The following is a 26,414-nucleotide window of genomic DNA, read 5'->3' as shown; positions in this document are numbered from 1 at the left end:
AAATCGATTCCGATTTCAGGCTAAAGGCTCTAGCTTCCCGCCTTCTCGATCGCCTCGATCACCATGCCCTCGGTCAGCAGCTGGGGCAGGATGACGGGCTCGCCGCCGCTCTTCGGATAGACGAGGTAGAGCGGCACGCCCACGCGGCCGAAGTCCGCGAGCGCCTTGGCGATGACCGGATCGCGATTGGTCCAGTCGGCCTTCAGCAGCACCGCGTTCTGGGCCTTGAACGCCTCGGCGACCTTGGGGCCGGAGAGCGCGACCTTCTCATTGACCTGGCAGGTCACGCACCAGGCGGCGGTGAAGTCCACCAGGATCGGGCGGCCTTCGGCCTGCAGAGCCTGCACCTTCTCCGGCGACCAGGCCTCGGCCGTCAGGCCAGGACCGCTGGGCGTCGAGGCTTCGGCGGCGGCGACCGGAGGCTTGGCGGACAACGCTGAGGCTGCGGCAAGGGCCAGCGCGCCGACCACCGCCAGCAAGCCCAGGATCATCGACACGGCTGAGCCCTTGCCCACCGCGCGCCGCGCTTGCGCCAGGCCGTAGAGCCACGCGCCGAACGCCGCCAGGACACCCGCGACCAGCAGTTGGCCCAGCGCGATCGGACCGGCCTGTTGGGCGAACACCCAGACAAGCCACAGGGCCGCGCCGTACATCGGGAACGCCAGGCCCTTCTTGAGGACCTCCATCCAGCCGCCGGGGCGTGGAAGCAGCTTCAAGGCGCCCGGAATGAAGGTGACGGCCACGAACGGCGCGGCGAAGCCCAGCGCCAGGGCCAGGAAGACCCCCAGGGCGATCACCGGCGGCTGGGTCAGCGCATAGCCCAGCGCGCCGGCCATGAACGGCGCCGTACACGGCGCGGCCACCACCACCGCGAGGGCGCCGGTGAAGAAGGCGCCGCTGACGCCGCCCTTCGCCGAGGCGCCGGCGCCGACGCCCTGAACGGACGTCCCGATCTCGAAGACCCCGGACATGTTCAGCGCCACCAGCAGCATCAGCAGGGCCAGACCCGCGATCACCAGCGGCGATTGCAGCTGGAAGCCCCAGCCTACCGCCGCGCCCCCCGCGCGAACCGCCAGCAGGGCGCCGGCCAGGGCCAGGAAGGTGGCGACGACGCCGAGCAGGAAGGCCAGGCCCTGCAGCCGCGCCTTCGGCGCCTCGTGGGCGTGCCCCGCCAGGCTGGCGGCCTTCATGGACAGCACCGGGAAGACGCAGGGCATCAGGTTCAGGATCAGACCGCCCAGGAAGGCGAAGAGCAACGCCCCGGCGAGACCGCCGGTCAGGGCGCCGCCCGGCGCGGCTTCCGCCGGCGGCGGCCCCAGGCCAGAGGCGCCCGCCAAGGCCTCACCGGCGGTCGCGGTCACTTCCCAGGCGCCGGCCTTGGTCGCCAGAACGCCCACCAGCTCGGCCGGCGGCGTCCCACCGCCGACAAAGTCATAGCCAGGCTTCAAGGTGAGGGTCAGCCCCTCGGCGCCGCGTTCGATCGCCTGCTCGGCGGCATGTTCAATGACCTTCGGCGAATAGGGGAAGAAGTAGGCGCCCGCCATGTCCGCGCCCTTCAGCGGACCGCCCGTAACGGCGAGCTTCAGGGCTTGCCCTTCCAGCTTGAAGACCGCCTTGAGACCGGCGGGCTTGGGCGCGTCGGCCAGCACCTTGCCGATCACCGCGCCCCACTTGGGATCCGGCGCCGGCGCGCCGGCCACCACGGGCAGCAGCAGCGAGAGCTTGGCCTGTTCCGGAATACAGACCTGCTCGCACACCAGATAGAAGACGTCGGCGGTCAGGCTGAGGGTCGTGCCGGGCTGGGCGTCGGCGGCCGCCGTGATCGGCACCGGGATCAGAACCTCGCCCTTGTAGGCGTAGTCCAGCAACGGCCCCAGGCGGGTCTTCACCGGGGTTGGCCAGACCATGTCGCCGGCGCTCCAGCCTTCCGGCAAGGCCCAGGTGATCTTGGTCGGCTCGCCCGCGTCCCCCGGATTGCGCCAGTAGGTGTGCCAGCCAGGCGCGATCTTCTGGCGGAGCGCCACATAGATCGTGCCGCCCGGCGCGATCCCCGCCTCCTGGGCCACGAGCTCGGACTCGATATGGCCGGAGTTCACGACAGGACCCGCCAGGGCATGTCCGCCAAGCATGGCCCCCATCACCAGGGCTTGCAGGGCGAGAACGGCTTTCTTCAGGAACATGCGCGGGCCCGGACACGGAAAAGAACGTCACGGTACACATGGACCGCCAACCCGCTCTCGACAATGGCCAAGCCCCAACGGACAGTCGGTCTAGGAATCATCCTGGAGACGCCCATGCCCGCCGCCTTCGACGATATCGAGATCGGTCAGGTCGTCTCGCTGGGCACACGCGCGGTCGACGCCAAGGCCCTGGACGCCTTCATCGCCGCCTTCACGCCGGGCTGGCCGGTGGAAAACGGCGCGCCGGACGGCATGATCTTCGCGATTTGGACTAGGCTCGACAGCGAAGCCAGCGCGGCTTGGCCGCAGACCAAGCGCCTGGGCGTCGACGCCCTGCGCTGGATGCGCAATCCGCCGGTCGGCGAGCTTCTGCGCGGTCGCATGACCGTGATGGGCAAGGACCCGGTCGGCGAGGGCAAGGGTATCGTCATCGCCCAGCACGACCTCCTCGACGAGGCCGGCCGTCTGGTCTTCTCGTGCCTGACGCGCAGCATCTTCGCGCGCTGAGCGGCCAAAGAAAAAGGGCGACGGGTCGAGCCCGCCGCCCTCTTCGATTTTCGCTGACGCTGAACCTTAGTTCAGGTTCGCGGCTTCAGCCTGTTTCATCATCGTCTTGTTGATCAGGCGGTCCCAGCCGAGCAGCGAAACGAGGTGCGCATAGATCTGAGCCAGGGCGCCGTTCTCTTGCAGCTCTTTCAGCTTCTCAGCCGACAGGCCGTTCAGCTTCTCTTCCGAGACACCGAAATACTCGGCGACGGTGACGAGTTCCCCCACCGGGGCGCCGACTTCGTCGGTCGGCTGGAAGGTGGCCTTCTTCAGCTCGAACAGGTCGTTGTCCTTCAGGATCTGGACGAACGAGTCGGTGCGGCGACGCTCGACCTCGAAGTCGTCGCAGAACTTGATGCAGTTCTGGGTGTATTCGGTGGGCTCGCCCTTAGCGTCGAACAGCGGGGTCTGGCCCTGCTCGCTCAGCAGATCGCTGCCGCGATCGATGCAGACGATCAGGCGATCCTGCGTGTCGTCATTGGCCAGCACGAACGGATAGCGGCGGATATAGGCCGGGATGTAGACGTTGGCTTCGATCGAGCCATCGGCGCCGATGAACAGGTTTTCTTGCTGATTCAGGCCCATCACGGCCAGCGGCACCCGGTCGTCACCGGCGAAGATCACCGGGAAGGTCAGGGCGGCGGGGGCGAATTCCGAGACGGTCAGCGGCACGGCGGTGCCGGCGGCGGCGAACGCGTACGGCTTGTCCTTGTGGACCAGCGCCAGCTTGGCGTGCTGCTCGCGGTTCAGCGGCTCGGGCGCGTTGTAGAACAGGACGTTTCCGGTGATTTCGCCGGCGGACTGGGTCGTTGTCATGAAGAGCTCTACGACAAAAATTGGAAACGGGCGCTCGAACACTTCGAAGACGACCGCAAAGGCTCGCGGTTCTAGCCGATCCCGCCGGATGCGGCAATCTGGCCTCCGTCCTAGGCGAATCCGGGGCCCGGGGGAGGGTCCGGGCCCCGGCGCTTGGCGAGCCCGCAGGGGGGCTAATCGCGGACTCGCCTGCGGCCGACGCAAGAGTCTGCGCCGAACGGTTGGACACCGTCCGTTGGATACGCAGACCCTGAGCTCTAAGCCGGGAGCATCATCCGACAGCCGTACGGCGGCTGTCGGCGAGGCCTCTAGAAGCGCAGCGCGATCCCGGCGCGAACTTGGCGGCCCGGCGACGGCGCGATGTCCTTCAGGAAGGAGACATGCTCGCGCACTTCCTCATTCGTCAGGTTACGGCCATCGAGGAACAGGCGCACGCGCGCATTACCAGCCGGCTTCCAGGCCAGGGTGGCGTTGAGCACCGTGTAGCCGTCGGTGGGCAGCTCCATCTGCGCGACGCGTTCCTGACCGCCGGTGCGGCGCACCTCCACATCGCCCGACCACATCGGCGCCTGGTAAGACGCCTTGAGCGAGACCGAGTAGGGCGGGATCCGGGCGGGCGGTCCAAGGTCGGACGAGCCCCGGACGAAGTCCGCGCCCGCATGCAGGTTCACCGTCCGCTGACCATCGGTCCAGACGCGATAGGCGAACTCAGCCTCAAGGCCGCGGAACTCCGCGTCGGTCTGAACGTAGCGATAGACAGGGAGACCGTCTTCTTCGGCGCCCGTGGGCCGCAGATCGATGAAGCCGTCATAGCGCGCGAGGTAGAGATGCAGGTCCCCCGACACGCGCTCACCGCCGTAGTGCAGCGTCGCCTCAAGCGACGTCGCCGTCTCTTCCTTGAGCTGAGCATCGCCGATCTCGAACCCGCGCGTCGCCACGTGGGGCCCTTCGGCGAACAGCTCAGACTCGGTGGGGGCGCGGCTGGAGCGCGACAGCGCCAGGCCCACGAAGCTCTCGGTCGTCGGCCGCCAAAAGGCGCCGACCGAGCCCGACAGGTTGGTGAAGTCAGCCTTGCCCTTCAGGCTATCGAGCTCACGGGTATCGATCCGCAGCCCGCCCTCGTAGCCGTAACCGTCAAGCTCGAGGCGTTGCTGGGTGAAAGCGCCAAACTCGGTAATCTTGGTCTTGGGCACATAGGCCTCGTCGCCGATGGCGTCGAAGTTGCGGCGTAGAGCCTGGACGCCCACGGCGCCCTTCCACCCGCCACGCTCGGTCTGAACCAGCTCGAGGCGGCCCTCATAGCCATCCGAGGTGAACTTGGTGCCGACCGCGTCACCCTCAAACTCGGTGTGGGTGTAGTCCGCGTGGCCGCCCGAGAAGCGCACCTTGGCAAAGGGGCCCAGATCGGCGGCGTACTCGCCACGCAGATCAATGCGCGTCTGCTTCAGGCCGATGGTGACCGCGCTTTCCTCCTCCTCGTGTCCGGCCTCCGCCTCGCCCTCATGCTCATGGGCGTGGCCCGGAACGCCATAGGTGGAGTCCGTGCGCTTGATTGACATGCCGACAAAGCCCTTGTCGCCGACATAGGAGAGGCCCGCGCCGAACGTTTCCAGATCGACCGCGCTGTTCTCGAGGCGCCCCGCGCCCCCTTCGGCCGTCTCGCCCTCAAGGGCCAACTGACGGGCGGACTCCGGATAGACTGGGATCTTGTAGTCCTTGCTCTCGCGCTTCAGGGCGTCGAGCGTCAGGACCATCGGCCCGACCGTGGCGTGGACGGCGCCCGACAGCGCGTAGCTGTCGTCACCGGTCCCGCGCGAGGCGAGCAGGCGACCGCTCATGCCGTCGGTCGGCTGCTGGCCGGCGATCCGATCATCAATGATGTTGACCACGCCGCCGATCGCCGAGCCGCCATAGGCCAGCGCGGCCGGACCGCGCAGCACTTCGATCCGCTCGGCTTCGCCGGGATCGGTGGCGACCTGGTGGTCGGGCGACAGCGCGCTGGCGTCGATCTGACCCACGCCGTTGGTCAGGACCTGGACACGCGGCCCCGCCAGCCCGCGCACCACCGGCCGGCTGGCGCCCGCGCCGAACGTCGTCGACCGCACGCCCGGCAGACCGGCCAGGGCGTCGCCCAGCCCCTTGGGAGCCGCCAGATCCAGGTCGGTGCGATCCAGCACGGCGACGCTGGCGGTGAGCGCATCGGCCGAGACCCCGTAGGGTGCGGCGGTGACGATGACCTTCGAGACCTCGGCGTCTTGCGCCGAAGCGGGCGGCGCGGCGGCGTCCTTGGCGTGAGCGGCGGTGGCGGCGGCGAGCACAAGGAGGCTCGCGGCGGAGAGGGCGACGCGACGGATCATGTTGGGTCCTGAAACCACGAGATGCGCGATCGGGGGAGCGACCGCCTAGAGACTGCTAGAGAGACTGTTATGAAATAACATATCTTCCCGTCAATCCGCTTTCACTTCGCGGGAGAACTTCTTGTCGGTCCGTGGGCGGATAGCCTCAGTCGCCGTCGCGACCGACTTGAGGATAAGCCACGAACGTCACATGAGGCCGCAGCGGATCGCCCTCCGCCAGTCTGGGATGCAGAAAATCGCGCGCCGGCGCGGGCGTCATGCCGATCCGGCGCATCACGGCCTGGGACGCGAGGTTGGTTCGGGCCGTGAAGGCGATGATCTCGGGCCGCTTCAGGACCCCGAAGCCATGTGCAAGCGCCGCTTCGGCGGCTTCGGTGGCGTAGCCCTGTCCCCAGACCTCGGGCAGAAAGCGCCAACCGATCTCGGTCGTGTCGGGCATGTTCATCGCGGGCGGGACCCACCAGACACCGGTCATGCCGACAAGGCGGACGTCCGCCTTGCGCTCGACCACCCAGAAGCCGAAACCATGCTGGGCCTCGTGCGCCATGACCCGGTCGACGAAGCCGTCACTTTCGGCGCGCGAGCGCACCCCGCCCAGCCAGGCGCCCACTTCGGGCCGGGCGTTAAGATCGGCGATCGCCTCCCGATCGGCGTCGACCGCCGGGCGCAACACCAGGCGGTCTGTTTCGATCACGCGGGGCGGCCGCTCGACAGGGCCGTATAGAGCTCCGGCCGGCGATCACGGAAGAAGCCCCAGGCGGCGCGGTGCGTGGTCAGGAAGTCGAGGTCGAAGGTCGCGCTGACCAACCCCTCGTCGGCGCGGCCCAGTTCGCTGACCAGATCGCCGCGATGGTCGGCCACGAAGGACGAGCCATAGAAGGTCTGGCCGCCGTTCGGATAGCCATCCCACGGCTCGAAGCCGATGCGGTTGGCGCCGATCACCGGGATGACATTGCTGACCGCGTGCCCCTGCATGGCCCGCCGCCAGGGCAGAGCGGTGTCGAGGCTCGGGTCATGCGGCTCGCTGCCGATGGCGGTGGGATAGAACAGAGCCTCGGCGCCCATCAGGGCCATGGCGCGGGCGCACTCGGGGTACCACTGATCCCAGCAGATGCCGACGCCGATCCGGCCAAAGCGCGTGTCCCAGACCTTGAAGCCGGTGTCGCCGGGCCGGAAGTAGTACTTCTCCATATAGCCCGGACCGTCGGGGATATGGCTCTTGCGATAGACGCCCAGCAGGGAGCCGTCGGCGTCGGCCATCACCAGGCTGTTGAAATAGTGCGGGCCCTCGCGCTCGAAGATCGAGATCGGGATCACCACGCCCAGCTCGCCCGCCAGGGGCGCAATGGCCTTGACGACCGGGTGCTCACGCCACGGATGAGCCTCTGCGAACCAGCGCTCTTCCTGGGCGACGCAGAAGTAGGGTCCCTGGAACAGCTCCGAGGGCAGGATGACCTGCGCGCCCTTCGAGGCGGCCTCGCGGATGAAGCCTTCGGTCTTCTTGATATTGGCCTGCAGGTCCATGCCGTATGAGGTCTGGATCGCGGCGACGCTGAGCGTGCGGGCCATCAGGCGGTCTCCGGCTCTTGTTGGCTAATGCAGTGGAACGAGCCGCCGCCCGTCAAGATCGCGGTCGACGGCAGGCCAATGACCTGACGCTCCGGGAACAGACCCTTGATCACCTCGACGGCGAACGCGCCCGACTCCTCGGCGTAGATCGGCACGATCACCGCCTCATTGGCGATCAGGAAGTTCATGTGCGAGGCCGGGATCGGTTCGCCGTCCTCGTCCAGCAGCTTGCCGGGCGAGGGGATGCGGACAACCTGCAGCGGCGAGCCGCGGCTGTCGGTCATGCCGGCCAGCATCTTGGCGGTGTCGCCATAGATGTCCGCGTTCGGATCATCCAGGCCATAGCCCATCGGACAGGCCACAACGCCCGGCGCCACGAAGCGGGCCAGGTTGTCGACGTGACCGTCGGTGTGGTCGTTCTTCAGGCCCTTGCCCAACCACAGCACCTTCTTGGCGCCCAGCGCCTCCGTCAGGGCCGCGTTCGCCGTGGCCTCGTCCCAGCCGGGGTTGCGGTTGTCGTTGAGCAGGCACTGGCGCGTGGTGAGGATCGTGCCGTTGCCGTCATGGTCCAGCGCCCCGCCTTCCAGAATGAAGTCGTTGCGCACCAGCGGCGCGCCCGAGGCGGCGGCGATCTGTTCGGCGACAATGTCGTCGCCCTCGAGGCTGTACTTGCCGCCCCAGCCGTTGAACTTGAAGCCGGCCGCCACCGCCTTGCCGGCGTCGTCGATGAAGATCGGGCCCGTATCGCGCAGCCAGATGTCGCCGAACTGGCCCCGGACGATCTCGACCGAGGTGTCGGACAGCAGGGCCCGCGCCGCAGCCTCGGCCTCGTCGCCCACCACCAACAGGCGCACGCGCTCGGCTCCCGGCCCGGCCAGGGCCCGCGCCAGATCAGCCACTTCCTGCTGCGCCTGCTCCAGGTCCTCCTGCCAAAGCTCGGCGTGGCTCGGGAAGCCTACCCACATCGCGCGGTGCGGCGCCCATTCGGCGGGAACAGTGACGGTCATTCGACAAGCCTAGTGGAAAGCGGTCAGGGAAAACGAAGGGGGCGCAGATGGCCCCTCACGACGCCGGGGTCAAGCCGAGCCTCCTTAGCAAACGATGGTGACAAAGAAAAAGGGCGGCCCGACCGGGCCGCCCTTCTCTAGGTCTTGGATCCCGACGCTTAGAAGCGCGCGTGGATCGTCGCCACGAACGTGCGCGGCGCGCCCGGCTGGCCGAGGCCCGTGCCGCTCGGGTTGACCGCGAGGTCGCCCAGATAGCGTTCGTTGAACAGGTTGCGGGCGTTGATCTGCAGGTAGGTGTCCTTCAGACCCAGGCCGTCCAGCTCGTAGCGCACGTCCATGTTGACAAGGCTGTAGCCCGGCGCCTTTTCCGTGTTCGTCAGGTTGGTCCAGCGCTCGCCGACGATCTTGGCGTTGACGCCCAGGCTCAGGGCCTCGGTGATGTCCCAGTTGACGCCCACGCCACCCTGATACTTCGGGGTCTCGTAGACTTCCTTGCCCTTGGTCGGCAGGACCGAACCCAGGGTGGTGCCCGGGATGTTCGCCTTCAGCTCGGTGTCGATATACGAGAACGAGGCGTAGAAGCTCAGATACTGCTCCGGCTTGTAGCCCAGTTGCGCGTCGAAGCCCTTGTAGACGACGTCGCCGACGTTGATCGAGAAGGCGATGTTGTCTTGCTCATTGAACGCGCGCTCGATGCGGTTCGCGAACTTGTTCTGATACAACGAGGCGGCGAACAGGACGGTCGGCGACTGGAAGCGATAGCCGAGGTCGATGGCCTTGGTCGTTTCCGGCTCCGGACGGGTCAGCTTGCGGTCGTACAGATCGTCGGTCCGCGGCACCGAGATGGTCTCGGCGTAGCTCACATAGACCGTTTGGTACTTAGCCAGCTCGTAGCTCACGCCCACGTTCGGCAGGACGTCGTCATACTTGCGCTGGAACTTGCGCGGACGGCCGTACTGGGTCGAGCCTTGACCCGGCAGGGTGACCAGGGTCTGGCCGGCGCCGTCGTCCGAACCGGCGATGGCGGTCGGGGCCTGGGTCGAGCAGTAGGCGTTGAACGTATCGGCTTGGTAGCAGAAGTTGTTCAGGTCACGCTTGAAGAACGGCGCGCGGACGCCGACGTTCACCAGCACCTTGTCTTCCATGAAGCGGCCACGATACTCGGCCGAGAACTGGTTCAGGGTCGCCTGCGAGACGCGGTCGCGACGACGCATGATGCCGCCGTCGGCGGTCTTGATCGGCTCGCCGTAACCATCCTTGCCGCCGAACACGTCGGTCGGCTGCATGTCCTGGCTGAAGCGCGTGTACTCACCGGTCTGACGGTGGTGAGCGTCGTCATAGGTATAAGCGGCGCGGAAGCTCTGGCTGTCCGAGAACTTCCAGATCAGCGACGAGGTGATGCCGTAGCGGCGGGTGTTGGTCGTGTTCGGCGCGTAGACCAGGACGGTGTCCAGGATGTCGCCGTCGCCGTTCAGGTCCAGACCGCCGGTCAGGGCCGAGCCACGGACCAGGCCGCTGCCGGTGTTGGAGCCGTCTTCGCGGAACAGGGCGCGACCGCCACCGTTGGCCAGGACGTACTGGAAGTACGGGTCGGCCGTGATGATGATGTTTTCGCCGATGTGGAACAGCGACTGGCCACGCAGGTTGCCGGTGTTCGACGGGTTGATGTTGTACTTGTAGCAGTTGCCCGGATTGGTCTCGATCTGGGCGCCGGCGCCCGGCGTCGGACGCGCGCAGGTGTCTTCGCGATAGCCAACGCCGGTGTTCGACTGGAACGCCGCCAAGTTCATCCGGTTGATGAAGTTGTTGCGGTTCTCGTTGTAGTTGGCGATCAGGCTGACGAAGTCGCCGTTGTCGCCGATCGGCTGGTAGATCCGCGCGTTGTACTGCTTCTTGTGGATCTTGCCGGGGCCGTTGAAGATGTCGTTCTTGGCGTTGGCGTAGCTGAACCAGGCGCTGGTGCCCCAGGGACCGACCTTGCCGGTGTCGACCACCGCGAAGAAGCGGCGGAAGTTTTCTTCACCGTACTGGCCTTCGACGGTCACGCCGAAGTCGTTGTAGGGCTTGCGGGTCACGTAGTTCATCGTGCCGCCGGCGGCCGCAGCCGTCGGGCTGTCGACATCGGTCGTGCCTTGGTTGACGTCAACCTTGGCGATCAACTCCGAGTCCATCTGCTGGTTCGGATAGATCGCGTAGTTGCCGCTGTCGTTCAGCGGGATGCCGTCCTGCAGCAGCGCCACGCGCTGCGAGTCGAAACCGCGGATGTTGATGTCACCGCCGGCCGAGCCGAAGGCGTCGTTGTTGGTGAAGTTGACGCCCGGCAGCATGTTCAGCGAGTCCAGAATCGTCTGGCCCGGGATCTGGCGGGAGATGAAGTCTTGCGTGATGCTCGAGCGAGCCTTCGGCACCGACTGGGCGACGATGGCGCCGTTCTGGTTACGGACCGTCGAAGCCGTGACGATCACTTGTTCGACGACTTCGGTGCCGGTCGATTGGGCCATGGCTGCGCCGGATGCCGACAGGGCGCCGACCAGAGCGGTCGTCGCCAGGGCGAAATGTTTCATGTTCATCTGAAGGAACCCCTCATTCATCAACACGCTTGCGTTGGGTCGCATAGTTTCGTGCCTTTGACGGCCGTTTATCGAAAGATTTAGAAGGTTTGGTGACGGAAAGGCCACGCCGGCCCACAAAGTGTCACAAACCCATGGAAACGCGGAAGAAGTAGTCAGATTTTTTTTACTTGGCTAATCAGGCGTCATGCAGACCGCTCCTGACGCTTCGTCACCCTCGATCGAGAGCCGCGCCTGGCGGCTGACCCTGCTGATGATCGGCGGGCTGACGATCGTCCGGCTGGCGGCGCTGTTCCTCACACCGCTGGAGCTCTATCCTGACGAAGCCCAGTACTGGCTGTGGTCGCGGGAGCTGGCCTTCGGCTATTTCTCCAAGCCGCCGATGATCGCCTGGCTGATCTGGGCGACGACCCAGATCGGCGACAGCGAAGCCTGGGTGCGGCTCTCGGCGCCCTTTCTCCACGGTGCGACAGCGCTGGTGATCCACCGGATCGCCCGCCGTCTCTATGGCGGCTGGGCTGGGCTTGCTGCGGCGGCGATCTACAGCCTGATGCCCGGGGTGGTGCTGTCGTCCGGCCTGATCGCCACCGATGCGCCGCTGCTGTTCTTCCTGTCCCTGACGGTCTGGGCCTATGTCAGCCTGCCGGACGCCTCGGCGCGTCGACGCTATGCGCTCGCGGCCGGCATGGGCGCGGCGCTGGGCCTGGCGTTCCTGTCCAAATATGCGGCGGTCTATGCGCTGGGCAGCGTGGCGCTGCATTTCGCGATCTCGTCCGAGGCGCGGCGGCGCTGGTCGCCCGCGCTCGTCGGGCTGTTCATCGTCGCGTTCGCCCTCGTGCTGGCGCCCAACCTTCTCTGGAACGCCGCCAACCAATTTTCGACGGTCAAGCACACCGCCGCGAACGCCAACTGGAACGCGCACCAGCTGTTCAATGTCCGCGAGCTGATCGAGTTCGTGGGCTCACAGTTCGGCGTCTTCGGCCCCGTTCCCTTCGCCGTCCTGATCGGCGGCGCAATCTGGCTGGGCGTGAAGAGGAAGCTGCAATCGCCGGACCTGCTGCTGCTGTGCTTCGCCCTGCCGCCGCTGATCGTGGTGGCGGGCGAGGCGTTCGTCTCGCGGGCCAACGCCAACTGGGCGGGAGCGGCCTTTGTCTCCGGCTCGGTGATCGTCGCCGGCTGGCTAATGCGCTGGAACGCCCGTCGCTGGCTGATCGGCGGCCTTGTTCTCCAGGCGGCGTTCGCAGCGTTCTTCGTGGCGTGCATGGTCAATCCAAAGGTCGCCGACGCCACGGGCCTTTCTAACGGCTTCAAGCGGGTGCGAGGCTGGGATCAGACGGTCGAGGCGGTCATCGCACGGGTGCGCGAAGAGCAGGCGCTGCGCGGCCCCTTGAGCGCCGTGGCGATGGACGACCGCTTTGTCTACAACGCCGCCGCCTATTACGGCCGCGACTATTTCGGCCAGCCCGGCGCGCCGCCGCTGCGCATGTGGGTGCATGAGGCCTATCCCCAGAACCAGGCCGAAACCGAGACCCCGCTCGACGCCGACTATGGCCGCCGCGCCCTGATCGTCAGCCTGGAAGGCGGCTATCGCCCCGAGATCGAGCAGGACTTCAAGGCGGTGTCCGGACTTCAGATCGCGCGCGTGCGGCTGGACAAGACACGGTCGCGGCGGGTTGACCTGTTCATCGCCGAGGGCTTCGCGCCGCTGCCGCGCGATCCGATCACCGGCCTGCCGCCCAAGCCCAAGACCCCCGCGCGCTAGGTCTGGCGGGTTTCGAGGGATCACCGTCCTTTTCCAGCAAGCGTTCGCAGCGATGCTTCCCGCCGTCACGGGAGGTATCGATGTTTCGACTGTTTGTGCTTCTGTTTGCTCTCTTGGCCGCCAACCCCGGCGTCGCCAAGCCGCTGGTCGTGATCCTGGCTGACCAGCGAGGCGTCGAGACGACGGACCTGATCGCCCCCTATGCAGTGCTGGCGGAGTCAGGAGCCGTCGATGTCCGCGTGGTCGCGCCGACCCTGGCGCCGGTCCGGCTGATGCCCGGGCAGGCCTGGGTTCGCCCGCAAACGACCTATGCCGCGCTGACCCGTCGACCCGACGTGGTGATCGTGCCCTTTCTGATGCCCGCCTATGATCCGAGCCGAGACGCATGGCTCCGCGCTCAGGCGCAGGCGGGCGCCCGTATCATCTCGATCTGCGCGGGGGCGGAAACCCTGGCCAGGGCCGGGCTGCTGGACGGCCGTGAGGCCACCACCCACTGGTACGAACTGAACCGTCTGGCCAAGGCGTTTCCGAAGGTGCGCTGGCGGCGCGACCGGCGCTGGATTGTCGACGGCCCCGTCACGACCACCGCCGGGGTCACAGCCTCCATTCCCGCCAGCCTGGCCCTGCTGCGCGATCTGGCCGGGGACGACGTGATGCGCGAGACGGCCGCGCGGCTCCAGTTGCCCCTGCCCGCCCAACGGCACGACGGCGCAGCGTTCCGCGTCGGAACCGACGCGGCCATGTCAGGGCTGGCGGGCTGGCTCAACGTCTGGCGGGCGGAGAAGGTCGCGGTGCGGATTGCCGACGGCTTCGACGACCTGGCCTTCGCCACCGCCCTGGACGCCTGGTCGCGCACCAACCGGTCGGAGGCCTTCGCCAGCCAGACGGCGACCTCGCGCCATGGCCTGACGATCATCGCGCCCGCCAAGCCGCCGCACGCGGCTCGGACCCTCGACCCGAAAGACGGCGACCCGACCACCGCCCTCGAAGCGATCGCCGCCGCCTATGGCAAGGCGACGGCCGCGCTATGTGGCGCTCACGCTGGAGCACCCGTACTGGCTAGGACAATGACTAGACGGCCACCTCGAGCGCCGCCTCGGTCTTGGCCTTGACCTCATCGACGGTGACGCCCGGGGCCAGCTCGATCAGCTTCACCGGGGTCTTGCCGCGATTGATCTCGAAGACGCCCAGTTCGGTGATCAGGAGATCAACGACGCCGGCGCCGGTCAGCGGCAGCGAGCATTGCTTCAGCAGCTTGGGCGCGCCCGACTTCTCACAGTGGTCCATGACGACCACGACGCGCTTGACGCCGGCGACCAAGTCCATGGCCCCGCCCATGCCCTTGACCATCTTGCCCGGCACCATCCAGTTGGCCAGATCGCCGTTCTCCGAGACCTGCATGCCGCCCAGGATCGACAGGGCGATGTGGCCGCCGCGGATCATGGCGAAGCTGTCGGCCGACGAGAAATACGAACTGGAGTCCAGCTCGGTGATCGTCTGCTTGCCGGCGTTGATCAGGTCGGGATCTTCCTCGCCCTCATAGGGGAAGGGACCCATGCCCAGCATGCCGTTCTCGCTCTGCAGCGTCACGTGCATGCCCTCGGGGATATGGTTGGCCACCAGGGTCGGGATGCCGATGCCCAGGTTCACATAGAAGCCGTCCTGCAGCTCCTGGGCGGCGCGGGCCGCCACCTCGTCGCGGGTCCAGGCCATTACGCGGTTTCCTTTTGGCGGGTGGTCACGCGCTCGATGCGCTTCTCGAACTTCGCGCCCTTGATCAGGCGATCCACATAGATGCCGGGCGTGTGGATGGCGTCCTTGTCCAGATCGCCGATCGCGACCAGCTCTTCGACCTCGACGACGGTCTTCTTACCGGCCGTGGCCATCATCGGATTGAAGTTCCGGGCGGTCTTTCGGTAGATCAGGTTGCCTTCGGCGTCGGCCTTCCAGGCCTTGACGATCGAGAGGTCGGCGGTCAGGCCGCGCTCCATCACGTACATCTCGCCGTCGAACGCGCGGGTCTCCTTGCCCTCGGCCACCAGGGTGCCGTAGCCGGTGCGCGTGAAGAAGGCGGGAATGCCTGCGCCGCCCGCGCGGATGCGCTCGGCCAGGGTGCCTTGCGGATTGAACTCCAGCTCCAGCTCGCCCGAGAGATAGAGCTGTTCGAACAGCTTGTTCTCACCCACATAGGACGAGACCATCTTCTTGATCTGGCGGTTCTCCAGCAGGATTCCGAGGCCAAAGCCGTCGACCCCGCAGTTGTTGGAGATGACCGTGAGGTCCTTGGTTCCCGCCTCGCGGATCGCCGCGATCAGATTCTCCGGAATGCCGCAGAGGCCGAACCCGCCGGCCATGATGGTCATGCCGTCGAACAAAAGCCCGGCAAGGGCCTCGACGGCGTCCTTCTTCACCTTGTCGACCATGGTGTCTCCCTGTTCCCAGACTTATACGTCTGGCGCTGGGCGCAGCGTGTCGCCCGAGCTGCGAATAAATTCAACCCTTGATGAATTATTTTCCCAAAGGGCTGCTTGATGACGAACGCTAGCACCGGCGAGATGACGCCCGCCACCTCGGGGGTGCTTTTGGTGCTGGCCCATCCGGCGCTTGAACGGTCTCGCGCCAATCGGGCTCTGGCCAAGGCGGCCAAGGGCCTTTCCGGCGTCACCTTCAAGGATCTGTACGAGACCTATCCCGACTTCGTGATCGATATCGAGAGCGAGCAGGCCGCCCTGACGGCGCACGACGTCGTGGCGCTGCAGTTCCCGCTCTACTGGTACTCGACGCCCGCCCTGATGAAGGAATGGCTGGATCTGGTCTGGCTGCACGGCTTCGCCTACGGCGAGGGCGGTGAGGCGCTGAAGGGCAAGAAACTGTTCGTGGCCTGCACCACCGGCGCCAGCGCCAAGGCCTATCACGCCCACGGCTACAACCGCTTCTCAATGGACGAGTTCCTGCGCCCGCTGGAGCAGACCGCGCACCTTTGCGGCATGGTCTGGGAGACGCCTTTCGTCGTGCATGGCGCGGCGGTCAAGGATGATGCGGCGCTGAAGGCCGAGGCCGAACGCTACCGCGCGCGGGTCGCTTCGCTGCTCCCGACCAAGACGGAGGCCTGAGCCGTGGAAAACATCCTGACCCAGACCCTCGTCTATCTGGGCGCGGCCGTCGTCTCGGTGCCGATCGCCAAGCGGCTCGGACTCGGCTCGGTGCTGGGCTACCTGATCGCCGGCGTGCTGATCGGTCCGTTCGCCCTGTCGCTGGTGGGCGACCAGGCCGACGTGATGAAATTCGCCGAGTTCGGTGTTGTCATCCTGCTGTTCCTGATCGGCCTTGAGGTTCAGCCCTCGACGCTGTGGGACATGCGCAAGGCGATCTTCGGCCTGGGCGGAGCCCAGGTGGTCGGCACGGCTCTGGCGATCGCCGCCGTCGCGCTGGGCCTGGGCCTGCCCTGGCAGACCGCGCTGGCCGTTGGCCTGGTTCTGGCCATGTCCTCTACCGCCATCGTGCTCCAGACCCTGGACGAAAAAGGTTTGCGCCAAGGCCCGGTCGGCCGTGCGGCCTTCGGGGTGCTGCTGTTGCAGGACCTGGCGGTCATTCCGCTCTTCGCCCTTTTGCCCCTGCTCGCCATCAGCGCGCCCCAGCACGCGGCCGAGGCCGCAGGCCATGGCGGCAGCCTCGTGGCGACCCTGCCGGTCTGGGCCCAGACCCTGTCGGTGCTCGCCGCCGTGGCGGCCGTGGTCGGCGGCGGCCGCTATCTGGTCCGCCCCCTGTTCCGCTTCATCGCCAAGGCGCGCCTGCGCGAGATCTTCACCGCCTCGGCCCTGCTGATCGTGGTGGCGGTCGCCAGCCTGATGCAGACCGTCGGCCTCTCGCCCGCGCTGGGCGCCTTCCTGGCCGGGGTCGTGCTGGCCGAGAGCGAGTTCCGCCGCGAACTCGAGACCGATATCGAGCCCTTCCGGGGCCTGCTGTTGGGCCTGTTCTTCATGACTGTCGGGGCCGGCGTCGACCTGCCGCTGGTGGCGCGCCAACCCTTGACCCTGGTGGGTCTGGTCCTGGGCCTGATGGTGCTGAAGTTCCTGGTCATGTACGGCATCGCCCGGCTGTTCGGGGCGCAGAAGCGCGGGGCTCTAGCGGTGGCTACGGCGCTGGCCCAAGGCGGTGAGTTCGCCTTCGTGCTGCTGACCTTCACCGTCGGCGCCGGGGTGATCGGCGCGCAGCTGGCGGCGCTGCTGACCGCCACCATCGCCGTCTCGATGGCCCTGACGCCGGTGGCCATGATCCTCTATGAGCGGGTGGCGGCCCTGATGGACGCGGCGATCCCCGATGTCACGCCCGACACCGGCGACTTCGACGAGGGCGAGCCCGACATCATCATCGCCGGCTTTGGCCGGTTCGGGCAGGTCACCGGCCGTCTGCTGGCCGCCAACGGCTTCAAGTCAACGGTGCTGGACACCGATATCGAGCAGATCGAGCTGCTGCGGCGCTTTGGCCGCCGCGTACACTATGGCGACGCCACGCGCCTGGACCTGCTGCGTCAGGCCGGCGCGGACCGGGCGCGGATGCTGATTGTCGCCCTGGATGACCGCGAGAAGACCGTCGAACTGGTCGAGACCGCCCGCAAAGCGTTCCCCAACCTGACCATCCTGGCCAGGGCCTGGGACCGTCGCCACGCCTACGACCTGCTCTCGAACGGCGCCGACGCGGTGGAGCGCGAGACGTTCGAAGCCGCCTTGGCGCTCGGCGCCACGGCGCTGCAGAAGCTGGGCTTCCGCGCACACCGCGCCCATCGCGCCGCCGCCTTCTTCCGGCGTCACGACCGCCGCGTGTTCGAGGAGTTGCGGCCGATGTGGGGCCAGGAGGAGGCCTATATCCTGGCCTCGCGGGACGCGGCCCAGACCATGGACCGCCTGCTGGACGCCGACCTGCACCGCATGCGTCCCAGCGATGCGGGCGGCGCCTGGGATACGGCCAGCCTGGACGAGGAACTGCGCGAGCGGTCGCAACAGGAAGGTGCGGACTAAAAGGCTATTCCGCCGGCAGAGGAACCGCCTGAGGGATCGCCTCGCCCTTGAAGGCTTCCACGAACGGCGTCGCGAACCCGCCGGTCAGGCTGTGAGGATCCGTCGACACTGCGCCGAACGTCAGCGACGCGGGGCGCACGTCGGGGACATGCAGCGTGCCGAACAGCCGGTCCCAGACGGCCAGGCAGCTGCCGAGGTTCTTGCCGAAATGGGCTGGGTCGGCGGAGTGGTGGATCTGGTGGTGGGCGGGGCTGAGCAGCCACTTGCCGAACGGCTTGAAAGTCATCCAGGCGTGCGAGTGCTGCAGGTGGATCACGCTCATCGCAAACACCAGGAAGATGGCGTTCTGCCCAAACATCAGCGGCGCATGCCAGGCCGGGCCGAACGCCCAGGCCAGAACGCCCCCGGTCCCACCGGTGGCCAGGGCCGCGATATTGGCGAACTTCAGGCTCTCTATGGGGTGAACCCGATAGACGGTCAGCGGCGTCAGAACCTCGGCGGTGTGGTGAACCTTGTGGAAGGCCCACAGGAACTTGACCTTGTGGCTCAGCCAATGGTCGACCCAGTAGCTGAACTCGTAGGCGAGGAAACCCGCAAGCGTTCCGACCATCGCCACGATGGGCCATGGCGTGGCTGAAAGGGGCCCTGCGCCGAGGCTGGCCCCTAGCCACCCCGACAACGCCTTGGTGATCGCCTGGCCCGACAAGAGCGCTCCGCCCAGCAGGAGGCCCGCGCACCAGACATTGAAGACGAAGAAGACGAGATCCAGGCGGCTGGACGCCGTCAGCCAGACCCTGCGGGGAAACAGCACCCGCGACAGCAGTCGCGCCGAGGTCCGGCGCCCCCGCGCGCGGCGGCTCAAGACCACATGGCCCGCAGCGATCAACAGCGCGCAGGCCAGGGAAAGGAGTGAGAAGGTCGAGCCCAGCGGCAACAGGGTATCGAGCAGTGGGGCGACCAGTCGATGACCGGCGGCGGCGAGATCAAACCCTGGCTCGGCTATGCTCACGCCCTGCGGTCTCCGTTCGAAACGGATCCGTCTTAGCGAAGACGCCTCAACCGCCGCTTAATGCGCGGGCTGGTTACGCGCTTCAGCGTTCTTCTGGCGAACACGGCGGAAGAGATCGCCCAGCGCCTCGAAGAGGCCGGGCTCGGACGCCCGATGATAGAGCGAGTCCGTTCCCAGCGCCTCGACCAGCCGCGCATGGGCCTTGCCCATGTTGTGATAGGGCAGGCGCGGCAGCAGGTGATGCAGGGCGTGGTAGCGCAGACCGACCGGCGCCCATAGCGCGGACGCCAGGTTCGGCGGCGGCACGTTGACCGAGTCGAGGAACTGCTCCTCGAGCGTCATCTTGTCTCCGTCATTGTCCCAGTGGTGCGCCACCAGGGTGCGCGCCTGGTTCAGGAAGGTGGCCAGGGAAAAGATCACCAGGCCCGTCAGCACGGCGCGCACGGGCACGACGCCCAAGGCCACGCCCGCGATCACCGCCCACGACCAAAGCCAGCAGGCGACGTCCTGCACCACCCAGGCCTTGCGCCAGCGGCCAAGATCCTCGCGGACGAAATCGGGATTGATGATCAGGGCCGACAGCTTGGTCTTCAGATAGCGGCGCAGCGACGGAACCAAGAACGACAGCGGGATCAGGATCGCCGAGCGCAGGATCACGCCCAGCGGGGCCAGCAAAGCGATGAAGAGAAAGCCCGTCAGCTTCAGCGGCGTGAAGCGCGACAGTGGCAGGTACTCCGGATCCAGCCGGGTCCCGAACCGATCCTTGATGTGGTGAATGTTGTGCACGCCCTCGTACATCAGGGACGGCGTCATCAGCGGCACGCCCACCAGCACGTTCCAGCCGACGCGAAAGCCCGGGGCCTCGTCGTCGCGAATGTGGGTCAGTTCGTGGATGAAGCTGAGCGCGCGGTAGAGCGCGAGCATGCTCAGAAGCGCGGCGCCAAGACCCAGGGCGAGGTTGGACGTCGTCGCGGCGATCAGGAAGCCGCCCCACATGACGGCGGCCGAAATCGCCAGGTCGGTCCAGTAGATGGCCGCGTTCGGCGTCATCAGGTCCTCGGTCAGGCTCATGGCCTGCCGCGTCAGACTGATATCGCTCGCCGTCTTCGCCACGTCTTCCTCGCGCCGCGCCTTCGAAGGATGACGACTTGGCGACGAAGCGCGGGAAAAGCAACCGCTTCATGCCCCTAAGGGGCAGGGCGGCGCGCGAACGCCGCCCTGTGGCCTCATTGGGTCAGCGGACGCAGAATGATCTCGACCCGGCGGTTCTGGGCGCGGCCGGCGGCCGTGGCGTTGTCGGCGATCGGCGCGCGCTCGCCCATGCCGGCGACGAAGACGCGGTCGACGAGAACGCCGCCCGGCCCCGTCAGATAGCCGGCGACGGCGCTGGCGCGACGCTCCGACAGGGTCTGATTATAGTCGTCCGGACCGCTGGAATCGGCGTGGCCCACAACATCGATCGTGGTCTGCGGATAGGCGTTCAGGGTGCGGGCCACGTCGTCGAGCACGCGGGTGAACTGCGGCTGCACGTCCGAGCGATCGACCGCGAAGGTCACGTCGCTGGGCATGACCAGCACGATCTGGTCGCCGTTGCGGCGGATCATCACGCCCGAGCCTTCCAGGCTGCGGCGGAAGTCGGCTTGTTGGCGGTCCATGTAGTTGCCGATCGCGCCACCGGCCAGCGCGCCGATGCCCGCCCCGATCAGGGCGTTCTTGCGGCCCTGCTCGCCCTTGTTGGTGTTGGTCAGATAACCCAGCACCGCGCCGACGCCCGCGCCCGTGAGCGCGCCCGTGCCGGTGTTGTTGCGGACCGGCATGCCGGTATAGGGGTCGGTGGTGGTGCAGGCGGCCAGCGCGCCCGCGCTCATCAGCACCACCGCCAGCGTCATTTTTCGAGCGAATTTCGGCATGGTCGCAACCCTCACATCTTTGCTGTAGATCAAGTCACCCGGGCAAACGCCCGTCTTATGGTCAAGTTCCCGATCTCGACGCCGCACCAAGACGAACAGCCTTCGTTTCGTCTAGCGTCCGGTGTAGTAAGAAGGAACTTACTCATTCCAAGGCTCGCAGACGTGTCCACCTCCGCCATCGCCCCGGTTTCGTTCTCCCTCTACAGCAAGGACTTCTCACGCTTCGCCCAGGAGCTGGGCGCGTCATTCGAACGCTACGGCTTCGCCGTGCTGTCCGACTATGACCTGGATCAGGCGCGCATCGACGCCGCCGTCGACTCCGCCAAGGCCTTCTTCGCCCTGCCGGTCGAGACCAAGAAGCAGTACGCCGGCGTCAAGGGCGGCGCCCGCGGTTACATCCCCTTCGGCGTCGAGACCGCCAAGGGCGCGGACCACTACGACCTGAAGGAATTCTGGCACATGGGCCGCGACCTGCCGCCCGGCCACCGGTTCCGCGCGCACATGGCCGACAACGTCTGGCCGGCCGAGATCCCGGCGTTCAAGCATGACGTCAGCTGGCTGTACAACAGCCTCGACGCCATGGGCGGTAAGGTGCTGGAGGCGATCGCCACCTATCTGAAGCTGGACCGGAACTTCTTCTACCCGACCGTGCAGGACGGCAATTCGGTGCTGCGCCTGCTGCACTATCCGCCGATCCCCAAGGACGCCACCGGCGTGCGGGCCGGCGCCCACGGCGACATCAACACCATCACCCTGCTGCTGGGCGCCGAGGAAGGCGGCCTGGAAGTGCTGGACCGCGACGGCCAGTGGCTGCCGATCAACCCGCCCCCGGGTTGCCTGGTCATCAACATCGGCGACATGCTGGAGCGCCTGACCAACAACGTCCTGCCCTCGACGGTGCACCGCGTGGTCAACCCGCCGCCGGAACGTCGCGGCGTGCCGCGCTACTCGACGCCGTTCTTCCTGCACTTCGCCTCGGACTACGAGATCAAGACGCTGCAAAACTGCGTCACGGCCGAAAACCCGGACCGCTATCCGGAGTCGATCACGGCCGATGAGTTCCTCCAGCAGCGCCTGCGCGAGATCAAGCTGGCCTGACCGTCATCGCCTGCGAAGATGGACAAGCCCCGCCGGCCCCGGCGGGGCTTTTCTATTTGGCGATCCGCAGGTTGGAGATCTCCTGAGCAATGGCCTGGAAAGAGGCCTTGAGCTCCGCGCCCGTCGCCGGGAAATAGGCCTTGTCTGTGCTCGATGCGCAGTTGGTCAGGAAGTTGCGGGCCGTCTGGTCGTTCCCGACCGTGAAACCGACCGTGTACAGCGTGATGTCGTTGGTTGAGGCCTTGATTGCGTCGCATAGCTCGGCGGCTTGCTCGAAGGAGCTACCGTTGGTCGCGTCGCAGTTGATCTTCTCGTCGTCTCCGATGCTGGTGCCTGAGCCGAGGTCCTGGGCCACGACGCCCTTGCAATAGGGCATGTTGAACGCGCCGTCGGTCATCAGGATGACGACCTTCATGAGATCCCGGGTCCGGTAAGCGGCGGGCTTCTGGGAGGCGTTGGGCCAAAGATAACTGAAGTTCGGCGAAACCATGTACCAGCCCCAGGCTAGCCCGATATGGCCAGCCGTCGCGCCCGCCGCGCTTAGCCCATTGATCTGGGCCTTCAGCGCCGTCTTGTCGATCGTGAGCGGCGTGATCGTCGCCGAAGGGCAGGCGGTCGAGCTGCTGGTGTCCGCAGACGGATAGTGCGATCCGACATAGGCCGTAGACGGCGCAGCGTCTGTATAGGCTTCATCGCCCGTGCGCTCGGTCGCGCAGGTGCTGCGGCTGTTGATTGTCTCGTAGCCATCAACATTGGTGAACCGGATCTTCTCGCACCCTGGAACGGCGCTCTCTTCGCAGGTCGCCGTCCCGCCGCTGGTGTAGGTCGAGGATCCTGGTTCTAGTAGCCCTGAGTCGAAGGTCGTGTTCGACAGGACGGTAATGGCCCTCGTCGTGCCGTTCAGGCTGGTCAGGCCGGACATGCCCGCGAAGCGGACCTTATCCCCGGTGATGAAGCCGTGACTGGCGCTCGTCGTGATCACCACCTGGCAGGTCGACGCCACACACTTCCGGATCGTACCGCCGCCCGTATAGTTCGAGAAGTTTCGGCTATCGACGCCGTCGAGAAAGACCCGGTTCGTGTTCGTATTGTCCAAGGTCACCCGGTAGACCTTGTTGTTCAGCGTCGTCATGCCGCCAACGCCGGTGATATAGACATAGTCGCCCGTGACGAGGCCGTGGCCGGTCGCGGTGATGCGCGCCGGATTAGCTTTATTGATCGCGCTGATCGATCTCGCCGTCGCGGCGGCCCAGGCCGCGCCCGAGATAGTCCTGACAGGCACGGGGCCCCGCACGGCGTCTGCATAGGTGCTGCTGACGTTGACGCCGGAGGAATAGGGGATCAGCGCCATCTTGGAGTAGTAAGGCGTCTGGGTGTCGCGAACCAGAACATCGACCAGATCGGCGGCGGCGATCTTCAGTTCGGCCAGTCGCGTAGTCCCGGAGATCCTGCTGCCCATCGAGCCGGTGATGTCGAGCACGAGCGCGACTTCCAGGTTCTTGGACGCGCGCACCACTTCCGAGGTGGCCGTGACGGTAAAGTTCCCGCTTTGCCAAAGGTTGGCGATGATCGGTCTCAGCGTCGCCGTCGCCGTCCCGACAACCCGGTTGCTGGTTCCCGCCGAGAATGTCGAGTTGGAAGCCGTCAGCCCCAGGTTCATGCCTGCGATCTCGGCCAGGAACGCCGCATCGCCGGTCGTGTCGAGATCAGCGCTGCTCGTCGCCGTGGAGCGGGCGGCCATCAGGGTCGCCGCGTCGAGCGCGTCCTGCATCTGGCGACGCTGCAGGCTGAGACGGCCCACATCCAAGAGACCGAAGAGAAGGATCGACAGCGGCAGGGCCAACAGCGCGAACTGGATCGCGATCGCCCCGCGGTCGTCACGTCTCAGACGGCGGGCGAAAGCAGCGACGCCCTCGCGAAGGCGTCGAAGGAAACGGCTCTTGGTCGGCATGGGACGAAGTGGACCTCAGTTTGTCCGCCGAACTTCGCCGATGACGGTGAACAACTGGAAAATGCGCTTGATGAACCCCCGCGCCGCGCAGGGCTTCGACTCCGGAGCGTCCAGCCGCTAAACAGCGGCCATGCCGTTCACCGCCACCGTCCTGACCATGTTCCCCGAGGCCTTCCCCGGCCCGCTCGGCGTCTCGATGATCGGGACCGCCTGGAAGGAAGAGGACCTGTGGCGTTTGGAAACACTGGACATTCGCGCCTTTTCCAAGGATAAGCGCGGCTTCCTCGACGACACCCCTGCGGGTGGCGGCGCAGGAGCCGTATTGAAAGCGGACGTTATCGCCTCTGCGCTGGACAGCCTGGAGGCCGATGGACGGCCGCTTTTGTACATGAGCGCCCGGGGTCGGCCCCTGACCCAGGCGCGTGTTCGGGAGTGGTCCAAGGCGCCCGGTATCGTGGTGTTGTGCGGCCGCTTCGAGGGGGTGGATCAACGGGTGCTCGACGCCCGGGGGTTCGAGGAAGTCTCGGTCGGAGACGCCGTGCTCGCCGGTGGCGAAGCGGCGGCGATGGTCGTGATCGAGGCGTGCGTTCGACTTGCCCCGGGGGTTCTGGGGAACATCGAGAGCACGCTGGAAGAAAGCTTCGAGGACGGTCTCCTCGAGCATCCGCAGTACACCAGACCGCGGACGTTCGAAGGGCTCGACATCCCCGAGGTGCTGCTGTCGGGCGATCACAAGAAGATCGACCAATGGCGCAAGCGTATGCGTGAAGTAACGACCCGCGAGCGGCGCCCGGATCTCTGGGAGGCCCACCTCGCCAATCAACAGGCAAAAGGCGACCCGAAACCGGGTAAGCCCAAGGAGTAATGATCATGGCGATCAACATCATCGCTCAGCTCGAGCAAGAAGAATCGGCCCGTCTGCTGGCCGCCCGCGCGATCCCGGACTTCCGTCCCGGTGACACCCTGCGCGTCAACGTGAAGATCAAGGAAGGCGAGCGCGAACGCGTTCAGGCCTACGAAGGCGTCTGCATCGCCCGCGCCGGCACGGGCGTGCACGAGAGCTTCACGGTCCGTAAGATTTCGTTCGGCGAAGGCGTGGAGCGTCTGTTCCCGCTGCTGTCGCCGAGCATCGAAAGCATCGAAGTCAAGCGTCGCGGCGTCGTCCGTCGCGCCAAGCTGTACTACCTGCGCGACCGTCGCGGTAAGTCGGCCCGTATCGCCGAGCGCGCGGGCGGCCCGAAGGCTTCGGCTTCGTCGGAAGACTAATCTTCTGACATTCGGAAATGAACGAGGCCCCGGTGGAGACACCGGGGCCTTTTTCTTGTGCGCTTATCGCGGCGCGATAAGGCGCGGATAGCGCCGCGCGTCGGAACGCCGGCGTAGGAGCCGCCACAGGGCCTGCAGCGCCCAAACCCAGCCGAACGAAGTTTCCTTATGCGTCTTGAAGGCGGTGTCGATCATCGTCGTCCTCCTGCTCCGATCACAGGCGCTTTTCGGCTTTGAGGCCGGGAATGACAAACGCGCGCTCCTTGGCTATGCATAAGCCTTACTTATGTCTGACATCCTCGCCCGCCTGCCGCTCAGCGCCATTCGCGTGTTCGAAGCGGCCGCTCGTCTGAAGAGCTTCACCCGCGCCGCCGGCGAGTTGGGCATGACCCAGGCTGCGGTCAGCTGGCAGGTGCGCGCCCTCGAGCAACGGCTGGATCAACCGCTCTTCCATCGTCTGCCCCGGGAGGTCACCCTGACGCCCGCCGGCGAACGCCTGTCGCGGGCGGCCACCGAGGCGCTTTCGCTTTTGCGCGCTACGGTCGCCGACCTGGTCGAGACCGAGGCGGGCGTCCTGTCGATCACCACCGTCCAGAGTCTCGGCGGGCTGTGGCTGGCCCCGCGCCTTGGCGGCTTTCAGATCGCTCACCCCCGCGTGGCGGTTCGCCTGGAGGCCACCAGCCAGGTCATCGATCTGGTCGGAGGTGGGGCCGACGTCGCCCTGCGCGGCGGACGCGGCGAGTGGCCGGGGCTTGAGGCTCACTTTCTGATCCCAGCCGTCCAGACTGTGCTGGTCGCTCCCGGCTTCCTGGAGCAGATCGGCGGCCTGGCCCGTCCGGAGGACCTGCTCAACGCACAGCGCATCGGCGTGGCCCGCGAATGGGAGGAATGGTTTCAGGCCGCAGGCGTGACCGGCGCCTCGGACCGCCCGCCGCCGAGCCTCGCCGCCGACGCCCAGACCCTGGAAGTGGCCAGCGCGCTCGCCGGACAGGGCGCCGCCCTGGGCTCGCCGATCTTCTTCGCGCGCGAGCTGGCGGAGGGGCGGCTGGTCATGCCTTTCGACGTGGTGGCGCGGTACACCGGCGGCTACTGGCTGGCCTATCCGCGCGAGCGGGCAAGGGTGCGCAAGATCGCCGCGTTCCGCGACTGGGTGCTGGCCCAGGCGGCGGCGGATCCGTTGATCGCCCGATACGCCGCCATGGCGCCGCTCAACGCGCCCGCCGCGTCACCGCTCACCCGCGGCGACCCGTAGCCGCTCAAGCTTGCGTGCGACCGCACGCGACTTGACAAAACGCCGATCCGTGAGACGCTTTGTTCACCCCCGGCGCTTGTCGCTCGGGCTTCCAGACCGTCTC

23 protein-coding genes and 1 pseudogene are annotated in these 26,414 nt (G+C 66.7%); 10 read left to right on the top strand and 14 right to left on the bottom strand.

All coding sequences use genetic code 11. The features are described 5' to 3' along the window. Positions 1-29 precede the first annotated feature (29 nt). On the bottom strand, positions 30-2,180 hold the full coding sequence (locus OVA11_RS04080) for a protein-disulfide reductase DsbD family protein (protein ID WP_268066290.1): 2,151 nt from the start codon (positions 2,178-2,180) through the stop codon (positions 30-32). A gap of 114 nt (positions 2,181-2,294) precedes the next feature. On the opposite strand from OVA11_RS04080, the gene OVA11_RS04075 reads away from it, so the two are divergent. Beyond that, complete coding sequence (locus OVA11_RS04075; RefSeq protein ID WP_096052787.1) at positions 2,295-2,687, top strand: acyl dehydratase; 393 nt, start codon at positions 2,295-2,297, stop codon at positions 2,685-2,687. 66 nt (positions 2,688-2,753) lie between these two features. On the opposite strand, the gene OVA11_RS04070 is transcribed toward OVA11_RS04075, so the two are convergent. From OVA11_RS04070 to OVA11_RS04045, 6 genes are all read right to left on the bottom strand, one after another. Beyond that, positions 2,754-3,542: a SapC family protein gene (locus OVA11_RS04070; RefSeq protein ID WP_268066289.1), complete on the bottom strand. Its 789-nt coding sequence runs from the start codon at positions 3,540-3,542 to the stop codon at positions 2,754-2,756. A gap of 308 nt (positions 3,543-3,850) precedes the next feature. Further along, a complete protein-coding gene (locus OVA11_RS04065) occupies positions 3,851-5,899 on the bottom strand; it encodes a TonB-dependent receptor (RefSeq protein ID WP_268066288.1) in 2,049 nt (682 codons plus the stop codon). A gap of 145 nt (positions 5,900-6,044) precedes the next feature. After that, positions 6,045-6,593, bottom strand: a complete 549-nt coding sequence (locus OVA11_RS04060) for a GNAT family N-acetyltransferase (RefSeq protein ID WP_268066287.1) — start codon at positions 6,591-6,593, stop codon at positions 6,045-6,047. Further along, complete coding sequence (gene aguB, locus OVA11_RS04055) at positions 6,590-7,468, bottom strand: N-carbamoylputrescine amidase (protein WP_268066286.1); 879 nt, start codon at positions 7,466-7,468, stop codon at positions 6,590-6,592. Before aguB ends, OVA11_RS04060 begins: the two co-directional genes overlap by 4 nt. Beyond that, entirely contained in the window at positions 7,468-8,475 is a 1,008-nt protein-coding gene (locus tag OVA11_RS04050) for an agmatine deiminase family protein (protein WP_268066285.1), read from the bottom strand. Before OVA11_RS04050 ends, aguB begins: the two co-directional genes overlap by 1 nt. Positions 8,476-8,633: 158 nt before the next feature. Beyond that, positions 8,634-11,045 carry a TonB-dependent receptor gene (locus tag OVA11_RS04045; protein WP_268066284.1) on the bottom strand — a complete coding sequence of 804 codons (2,412 nt, stop codon included), beginning with the start codon at positions 11,043-11,045 and terminating at the stop codon, positions 8,634-8,636. 187 nt (positions 11,046-11,232) lie between these two features. Here OVA11_RS04045 and OVA11_RS04040 point away from each other — a divergent pair, with 187 nt between their 5' ends. After that, complete coding sequence (locus OVA11_RS04040) at positions 11,233-12,807, top strand: ArnT family glycosyltransferase (RefSeq protein ID WP_268066283.1); 1,575 nt, start codon at positions 11,233-11,235, stop codon at positions 12,805-12,807. Positions 12,808-12,887: 80 nt separating this feature from the next. Next, positions 12,888-13,878 (top strand): annotated as a pseudogene (locus OVA11_RS04035) (DJ-1/PfpI family protein). Here the strand turns inward: OVA11_RS04035 and OVA11_RS04030 are convergent. Then, positions 13,879-14,520 carry a 3-oxoacid CoA-transferase subunit B gene (locus OVA11_RS04030; RefSeq protein WP_268066282.1) on the bottom strand — a complete coding sequence of 214 codons (642 nt, stop codon included), beginning with the start codon at positions 14,518-14,520 and terminating at the stop codon, positions 13,879-13,881. Beyond that, positions 14,520-15,230 (bottom strand): CoA transferase subunit A, encoded by a 711-nt coding sequence (locus OVA11_RS04025; protein ID WP_268066281.1) that lies wholly within the window; start codon positions 15,228-15,230, stop codon positions 14,520-14,522. The genes OVA11_RS04030 and OVA11_RS04025 overlap by 1 nt, the downstream gene beginning before the upstream one ends. On the opposite strand from OVA11_RS04025, the gene OVA11_RS04020 reads away from it, so the two are divergent. The 3 genes from OVA11_RS04020 to OVA11_RS04010 are packed head-to-tail and all read left to right on the top strand — an operon-like array spanning position 15,133 to position 17,825. Then, the gene (locus OVA11_RS04020; protein WP_268066280.1) at positions 15,133-15,339 is read left to right on the top strand and encodes a hypothetical protein; all 207 of its coding nucleotides are present in this window, start codon (positions 15,133-15,135) and stop codon (positions 15,337-15,339) included. The genes OVA11_RS04025 and OVA11_RS04020 overlap by 98 nt on opposite strands. Then, entirely contained in the window at positions 15,339-15,920 is a 582-nt protein-coding gene (kefF, locus tag OVA11_RS04015; protein ID WP_268066279.1) for a glutathione-regulated potassium-efflux system oxidoreductase KefF, read from the top strand. Before OVA11_RS04020 ends, kefF begins: the two co-directional genes overlap by 1 nt. Before the next feature lie 3 nt (positions 15,921-15,923). Further along, entirely contained in the window at positions 15,924-17,825 is a 1,902-nt protein-coding gene (locus OVA11_RS04010; RefSeq protein ID WP_268066278.1) for a monovalent cation:proton antiporter-2 (CPA2) family protein, read from the top strand. A gap of 4 nt (positions 17,826-17,829) precedes the next feature. Here the strand turns inward: OVA11_RS04010 and OVA11_RS04005 are convergent, their stop codons facing one another. From OVA11_RS04005 to OVA11_RS03995, 3 genes are all read right to left on the bottom strand, one after another. Then, on the bottom strand, positions 17,830-18,834 hold the full coding sequence (locus tag OVA11_RS04005) for a sterol desaturase family protein (RefSeq protein WP_268066277.1): 1,005 nt from the start codon (positions 18,832-18,834) through the stop codon (positions 17,830-17,832). A gap of 57 nt (positions 18,835-18,891) precedes the next feature. Continuing rightward, positions 18,892-19,947: a fatty acid desaturase family protein gene (locus OVA11_RS04000; protein ID WP_268066276.1), complete on the bottom strand. Its 1,056-nt coding sequence runs from the start codon at positions 19,945-19,947 to the stop codon at positions 18,892-18,894. 113 nt (positions 19,948-20,060) lie between these two features. Continuing rightward, positions 20,061-20,744, bottom strand: a complete 684-nt coding sequence (locus OVA11_RS03995; protein ID WP_268066275.1) for an OmpA family protein — start codon at positions 20,742-20,744, stop codon at positions 20,061-20,063. Between the two features lie 162 nt (positions 20,745-20,906). Between OVA11_RS03995 and OVA11_RS03990 the strand changes: the two genes are divergently transcribed. Then, a complete protein-coding gene (locus OVA11_RS03990; RefSeq protein WP_268066274.1) occupies positions 20,907-21,842 on the top strand; it encodes an isopenicillin N synthase family dioxygenase in 936 nt (311 codons plus the stop codon). A 52-nt stretch (positions 21,843-21,894) separates the two neighbouring features. Here the strand turns inward: OVA11_RS03990 and OVA11_RS03985 are convergent, their stop codons facing one another. After that, positions 21,895-23,793 carry a ubiquitin-activating E1 FCCH domain-containing protein gene (locus tag OVA11_RS03985; RefSeq protein ID WP_268066273.1) on the bottom strand — a complete coding sequence of 633 codons (1,899 nt, stop codon included), beginning with the start codon at positions 23,791-23,793 and terminating at the stop codon, positions 21,895-21,897. A gap of 130 nt (positions 23,794-23,923) precedes the next feature. Here OVA11_RS03985 and trmD point away from each other — a divergent pair, with 130 nt between their 5' ends. Together trmD and rplS are read left to right on the top strand one after the other, a co-directional pair. Next, positions 23,924-24,658, top strand: a complete 735-nt coding sequence (gene trmD / locus OVA11_RS03980; RefSeq protein WP_268066272.1) for a tRNA (guanosine(37)-N1)-methyltransferase TrmD — start codon at positions 23,924-23,926, stop codon at positions 24,656-24,658. 5 nt (positions 24,659-24,663) lie between these two features. Continuing rightward, positions 24,664-25,059, top strand: a complete 396-nt coding sequence (rplS, locus tag OVA11_RS03975) for a 50S ribosomal protein L19 (RefSeq protein WP_268066271.1) — start codon at positions 24,664-24,666, stop codon at positions 25,057-25,059. 63 nt (positions 25,060-25,122) lie between these two features. Here the strand turns inward: rplS and OVA11_RS03970 are convergent, their stop codons facing one another. Beyond that, positions 25,123-25,254 (bottom strand): hypothetical protein, encoded by a 132-nt coding sequence (locus OVA11_RS03970; RefSeq protein WP_268066270.1) that lies wholly within the window; start codon positions 25,252-25,254, stop codon positions 25,123-25,125. A gap of 91 nt (positions 25,255-25,345) precedes the next feature. Here OVA11_RS03970 and OVA11_RS03965 point away from each other — a divergent pair, with 91 nt between their 5' ends. Continuing rightward, the gene (locus OVA11_RS03965; protein WP_268066269.1) at positions 25,346-26,311 is read left to right on the top strand and encodes a LysR substrate-binding domain-containing protein; all 966 of its coding nucleotides are present in this window, start codon (positions 25,346-25,348) and stop codon (positions 26,309-26,311) included. Positions 26,312-26,414 lie beyond the last annotated feature (103 nt).

This window comes from Caulobacter sp. SL161, assembly GCF_026672375.1.
In the GTDB taxonomy this organism is placed as follows: domain Bacteria; phylum Pseudomonadota; class Alphaproteobacteria; order Caulobacterales; family Caulobacteraceae; genus Caulobacter.
This window is presented reverse-complemented; position numbering and strand designations above follow the sequence as displayed.